We start from the raw sequence: 5,953 nt of genomic DNA, 5'->3' as shown, positions 1-5,953 counted from the left end.
ACATCCAAAACCTTTTTTCCCATCAAACCACTTAACTGTTCCTGTGTAAATCATTAAATAAATTCCTCCTAATTAATAACGATGGAAATCGAACTTGTTTTTTTCTCCATCTCCCATAGTATAGCATTCTGATATACCCCTGTCAAGGATTAACTTGAGTTATTTTAAAATTATTTAGTTTTTCTCTTTAATTCTCTATTTTTCTATCTTATATAATAGTGAGTTAATGTCTGTATTCCGGCGGTGTAGCCAGATAAGAAATAATCACAGAGGCCAGTGGTAAAATTAAAACCATTAATAAAATTTCTCGATAACCATTAAAATGATCAAAAGCCAGCCCAAAAGGTAGCGGTCCTAAGGCTGAACCAATAACCATAGCTGTAGAAAAGAACCCCCTGATACTACCCAGGTGTTTTTTACCAAAATAATTGGGCAGAATAACTGAAGTGCTGACTCCATCAAAGGCCATAAAGGAGCCGTGAACCACCGCATAAATTAAAAAGGCACTCCTACTGTCAGCTTTGATCAGCAAAAATACTGCTGCCACCAGCAGCACAAAATTAAGTGCTTTAATTATACTGGCCTTAAATCGATCTAAAAAATAACCACCTAAAAATGTAAGAGGAAATTTGACTACTGAAGTAATACTTAAAATATAGGCAGCAAAAGCTGCATTAAAATTCTTTTCGCCAATAATTGATACCATATGGAAGGTCATACCTGTATTAACCATGGAGGGTACAACAATAATAAAAATTAACATCCAAAATTATTTGGTCTTCATTGCCTGTTTTAATGTCCAGGGATCATTACTGATATGTACCTGAGGTGCAAACTTTTCACTGACCCTGTCTTCTTCCTCTTCCTCAAGACCATCTATTTTTAAGCCGATGTTTTCCGGTCGGTTGCGGACAAAAAACCAGCCCAGAGGTGCCATAATTAAAAATAAGGCCAGAGTCCAGAAGCGCCAGGCATTACTCAGGCCAAGGGTGTTAATCAGATAGTTATTTAGAGGTGGAATAACAGCAGCACCAATAACTCCCCCGATTCCCATAATACTCATTGCCAGTCCTCTTTTTGATCTAAACCAGTGCGGCACCAGAGTCTGCGGCCACAAGCCAAGTGATCCTTGACCAAAAAATCTCATTAGAAAAAATCCGATTAGAAGCATCACCGGCGTAGAAACAAAACTCATCCAGACTGCTGCCAGTCCGAGAGAAATTGAAATAATCACAATCATTTTTCGGTGGCCAAACTTATCAATATTTTTTCCCATAAAAGTTAAAATCAGGCCGGAAACTAAAGTCCCTGCAGAGTAAAGGGTTGAAACCAGTGAGCGGCTCCAGCCAAAGTTTTCTATGTAGTGGTCAATAAATATGGAGATCGAATAAGTCTGTCCCGGACCACTAAAAAAATAAGCCAGCGCAGCCATCACCAGCACCACCCAGCCGTAATAAAAATTAGTCTTAATTGGTTCATCTTCTTTTTGAATATTTAAGTGCATAGACAATTATCTCTCCTTATATGATTTATTATCTGCAATAAACTATATCATCTTAAGAAAAGATGTCAATTGAATAATATTAGTCTAAAAATTCAAGCAGCTTTCTATTTCTTTTTTCGCTGCTGCTGCCGATCCAGATTAAATGGCCCCAGAAATCATCAGCATATATTTCTGATCCTTTAATATTTGCTGCCGCATATTCTGCATGCTCAAAAGAAACTGATTTATCATATTTACTGTGCATAATTAAAGTAGGGACTTCTATTTTCTGTAGTACTTCCTTTTCTGTCTGATGCTCGAGATCATAAATGAAACCATTATCTGAAGCATAGCGGTTTATCATTTTAACTAATTCTTTTATATCAGAGCTGTCCATCTTAGTCATTACTTCTTTTTTAGAGAGCTTTGAAAACTGAGGCAAAAACATTTTTGCCAAAAAATTAGGAAAGTTATTAGCGAGCTTACGCAGCATAAACCAGGTCAGCTGCTGCAGTTTTGGGTTAAAAATAACTTTTCCTAACCTATAATCAAAATCATTTCTGCTCAGCCAGGCTTTGGAAGCTGCTGATTCTAAAACTAATTTTTTAACCCTTGCCGGATAATTGGCTGCCAGATAAATTGCGGTTGGCCCTCCTGCAGAAACACCAATCAAATAAACTTCATCTATTTTTAAGTAATCTAAAAGTTCAACTAGGGAAACTGCTGTTTCAGCTGCAGTTCTACCTGCTTCAACATCTGTTCTGCCGTAGCCCGGACGGGAAGGGGTTAAAATACTGCAGCCGGCAGATAAAAGCGGCTGATAACCAAAACTCTCCTGACAGTTAGAGTGACCACCGTGCAGATTTAAAATCACAGCTCCTTCTCCCCGCAGAGTATATTCCATCTTTCCCTTTTTTAGTTCAGCAATCTTAGACTCCATTTTTATCTCCTCCATTAAAGCTCCCAGATTCAAGGAACTCAGTCACAAGATCAGCAGTTTCTTCCTGAAAATGAATATCTTTATGGCCATAAGGTAAAACTATAAAATCTTTTAACCCAGGAATTTTAACTGATTTTACTCTAATCCGCCCGTCATTTTCTTTGATTAGAAGTCTGCCTAAAAATAAATTGCTTTTATTCCCTGCGATAGCTGCCATTTCAAAGTCACTGGCTGCTGCAAGCTCCAATTTTTTAACATTTTCAACTTCAATTGAATCCAGGGTTTTAAAAATACTCGTAAATGGCTTAAAATGCTTTTTCGCAAAATAAGCAAGCTTACTGCCCTGATTGGGAGAAGCTATTAATACTATTCTCCCAATTTTATTTTTATATTCAGTAACTGCTAAAAATCTTCTAATTAAAAGTCCTCCGGTACTGTGACCGACAAAATTTATTTTTGCTTCTGCTTCAGATTCTGCAATGATTTTTTCTACTTCTCTTTTGAAAAAAGGCAGGACTGATTTTAATTTTTTAAATGTTAGAGGCAGATTGATTGTAACTACTTCAAAACTCCTTTTCTCTAATTCAGTTTTTAAAACAAACATATCTTTTTCAGTTTTAAAATAACCGTGAACCAGAATAACTTTTTTCTTCATCTTTTCTGCCCCTTTATTAAAATAATTCTACTTTAAGGTCCAACTACTGCCGAAATCAACCTGGAGGTTAATTGAGCTGCTTTCTGTCCATCAACTGCTTGCTCTCTGTTATTAATTGTTACCGAAATAGCATAGATATCAGCAGCTTCTGATTTCTTTAATAGATGAGTAAACTGCAGTACCCCAGGCTCTGAGCCACCTTTATATCCTGCTAAATAATAATTTTTCTGATCAACCAGCCCCGGATTTATCTTTATTTCCGGTGCATCTTTTAACTCATAAATCATCTCAGCCAACTCTTCAGTGCTGAAATACCATTCCAGCTTTTCAATCAAAATAGGTTTATCTCCTACTTTAATATTATTAAGCTCCCGACTGGAAAGCTCGCTTAAGATTTTCCTCTTCTCACTTAAATTTGAATTTAAATATCTTTCTCTTAACTGATCGTCATCAGAAAATTTAAGCATAAAAAATTCTCTGGTCTTTAAAAAAGGAATATTTATATCTTTCAGTCCATCTTCCAGATTTTCTCTCCCCAGAAAATCTATTAAATGATCTGTAGCTGTATTATCACTCTGGGAGATCATTAAATTACTTAAACTTCTCAAAGTCAGCGGTGTACCGAAAGGCCAGCTCTGTAATATTCCGGACGGAAGAGATCTGTTTTTAGCTTCTAATTCTACAATATCACTCCATTTTTTATCACTCTCTTCAATTTCTTCATATAATCTTTTTAGAACCTGTAATTTAAAAGTAGAACCAACTGCCATCGATTTTTGTTCATTATACGAAAGAACTTTTTCCTGATTATTTTTAATTACTGAAACTGATAGCTCACCTGGAAGTTCCTTTAGTTCTGCTAAAATAGAATCTAAGTTATCTTCAGCCAGACTGTAGTTTCCAAACCAGAGCCCAATTATTTTCCCTTCGCTATTTAAAGTAATTTGAGCCGGAGCTGTTCCTTTTTCAAACTGCAGACTGTAGCCGTTTTCAATTTTTTCTGCTGCCTGAACAGCACCAAGTGCACTTCCATACTGATTAACAATTGCTTCAATCTGAGTTAGAGAAACCTGTTCTAGAAAAGAATCTGCAAAAAGAGTTCCCAGGCTTGCTGATTCTTTTCTGAAAATATCTTTTAAAACTTCTGCTTCCGAAGCTGCTTGAACACCAAGAGAGATAAATAAAAGTAAAACTAAAATCAAAATGACTAAATTAACTTTCATTAAAGCTCACCTCACATTTATTTTCTTATTAACTATATTAGACTTATCTTATTTTTTACCTTTATTTCAATCAACTTTTGCTTTTGATTTAGCTTTTAACTTTTCTCTTTCAATTTCAATCTGCTTTTTATCAATTCTCGCAAATAATATTTCTGACTCATTTATTTCTCTACCTGCTTTTAGTTTCAAATAATTCCAATCGGCTGCTTCCAGATTTAAAATCTCAGTGATCTTTGCTGTACTAAAAGGTAAAAAGGGCTGCAGTAGATTTCTTAAGTTAGCAATTGCTGCTGTACAGCTGTAAATTGTTTCTCTGCACTTAACCTGATTATCTTTTCGGCTGAGCCAGGGTTCTTTTTGATCAAAGTACTTATTTAAATCTCTGATCAGACTAAATATATTTTCCAGTGCCTCTTTAAATTCTGTATTTTCAATTCTTTCTCCAGTTTTGCTGTAAATACTTTTTAATTTATCAGCTATCACCGGGTCAATTTTTGCTTCCGGTATTTTACCAGCAAAATATTTCTCAATAAAGACTAAAGTTCGATTAATAAAATTACCAAAAGCAGCCAGCAGTTCTCCATTATGATTGTTGATAAACTCCTCCCAGGAAAAGTTGCTGTCTCTTTTTTCAGGTCCATTAACTGTCAGGTAATAACGGATAGAATCAGGATTATAATTTTTTAGATAATCTTTAACCCAAACTGCCCAGTTTTTGCTGGTCGATAATTTTTGGCCTTCAATAGTTAAATATTCACTGGAAACTATATTTTGTGGTAAGTTAAGATTACCCTGAGCAGCCAGCAGTGAAGGCAGAATTATTGTATGGAAGGGTATATTATCTTTGCCGTGAATATAATAAGATTTACTTTCCTCCTGCCAGAATTCTTTCCAGTCAGCATTATTTTCTAAAGCCCATTTTTGACTGGCTGTTAGATAGCCGAGTACCGCTTCTACCCAGACATATATTTTTTTCTGTCTGTAATTTTTAAGTGGAACTTCAATTCCCCAGTCTAAGTTTCGGCTGACTGCTCTATCTTTTAAACCTTCTTTAAGATATTTCTCGGTCAATTTAACTGCATTATTACGCCAGACCTCTCTCTTCTGCAGTACTTCGTTAATTTCGGATTCAAGTTCTGATAAAGCCAGGTAAAAATGTTCAGTTTCTTTAATTTCTGCTCTGTTTCCGCAAATTTTACATTTTTTATCCTTTAACTCAGCTGCTTCGATCATTGCTGAACAGCTTTCACACTGATCACCTCTTGTAGGCTCTCCGCATTCCGGACATTTACCAACAACATAGCGGTCAGCTAAATACTGTTCACATTCTGAACAGTAAAGCTGTTCAACTTTCTTTTTGTAAATATATTCATTCTGATAGAGCTTTTTAAAAAATTCTTGGTTCTTTAACAAATGTTGTGAAATCTAAATAGCACCGTTTGAATCATGTTATCTCTTTTATTTTTTGAATTGCTCTTAAATACTTAGCAATGATAAATATACTCGGCGTTTTAAGTTTTCAACTTTGGGAACACCGTAGCCAATTCTTTTAATTAGTTTGATTTTGTTGTTTAATCCTTCAGCAAATCCGTTGGTTATTCTAGTTTTAAAATAGTTAATAATGTGCTGTTCCCAGCGTTTTACTGTTCCTT

General features: G+C 35.3%; 7 protein-coding genes. All 7 read right to left on the bottom strand.

The annotated features are described in order from the left end of the window. Positions 1-223 precede the first annotated feature (223 nt). Complete coding sequence (locus C8C76_RS15295; protein ID WP_219909393.1) at positions 224-763, bottom strand: MFS transporter; 540 nt, start codon at positions 761-763, stop codon at positions 224-226. A gap of 6 nt (positions 764-769) precedes the next feature. After that, entirely contained in the window at positions 770-1,504 is a 735-nt protein-coding gene (locus tag C8C76_RS15290; RefSeq protein ID WP_219909392.1) for an MFS transporter, read from the bottom strand. Between the two features lie 79 nt (positions 1,505-1,583). Then, positions 1,584-2,423: an alpha/beta fold hydrolase gene (locus C8C76_RS13585; protein WP_181248231.1), complete on the bottom strand. Its 840-nt coding sequence runs from the start codon at positions 2,421-2,423 to the stop codon at positions 1,584-1,586. Next, positions 2,413-3,078 (bottom strand): alpha/beta hydrolase, encoded by a 666-nt coding sequence (locus C8C76_RS13580; RefSeq protein ID WP_108142568.1) that lies wholly within the window; start codon positions 3,076-3,078, stop codon positions 2,413-2,415. Before C8C76_RS13580 ends, C8C76_RS13585 begins: the two co-directional genes overlap by 11 nt. 32 nt (positions 3,079-3,110) lie before the next feature. Continuing rightward, positions 3,111-4,301: a serine hydrolase gene (locus C8C76_RS13575; protein ID WP_108142566.1), complete on the bottom strand. Its 1,191-nt coding sequence runs from the start codon at positions 4,299-4,301 to the stop codon at positions 3,111-3,113. Positions 4,302-4,367: 66 nt separating this feature from the next. Further along, a complete protein-coding gene (metG, locus tag C8C76_RS13570; protein ID WP_181248230.1) occupies positions 4,368-5,714 on the bottom strand; it encodes a methionine--tRNA ligase in 1,347 nt (448 codons plus the stop codon). 63 nt (positions 5,715-5,777) lie between these two features. Further along, positions 5,778-5,953: transposase (locus C8C76_RS13565; protein ID WP_146161872.1), on the bottom strand; the 176-nt coding region annotated here is incomplete at its 5' end.

Origin of the sequence: Halanaerobium saccharolyticum (assembly GCF_003053565.1) — a bacterium.
In the GTDB taxonomy this organism is placed as follows: domain Bacteria; phylum Bacillota; class Halanaerobiia; order Halanaerobiales; family Halanaerobiaceae; genus Halanaerobium; species Halanaerobium saccharolyticum_B.
The sequence above is the reverse complement of the archived record's forward strand: the minus strand, read 5'-3'. Positions and strand labels throughout refer to the sequence as shown.

Coding starts and splice junctions, on each gene's coding strand:
- C8C76_RS15295 (WP_219909393.1), bottom strand. CDS start 763: ATGTTAATTTTTATTATTGTTGTACCCTCCATGGTTAATACAGGTATG.
- C8C76_RS13585 (WP_181248231.1), bottom strand. CDS start 2,423: ATGGAGTCTAAGATTGCTGAACTAAAAAAGGGAAAGATGGAATATACT.
- C8C76_RS15290 (WP_219909392.1), bottom strand. CDS start 1,504: ATGCACTTAAATATTCAAAAAGAAGATGAACCAATTAAGACTAATTTT.
- C8C76_RS13575 (WP_108142566.1), bottom strand. CDS start 4,301: ATGAAAGTTAATTTAGTCATTTTGATTTTAGTTTTACTTTTATTTATC.
- C8C76_RS13580 (WP_108142568.1), bottom strand. CDS start 3,078: ATGAAGAAAAAAGTTATTCTGGTTCACGGTTATTTTAAAACTGAAAAA.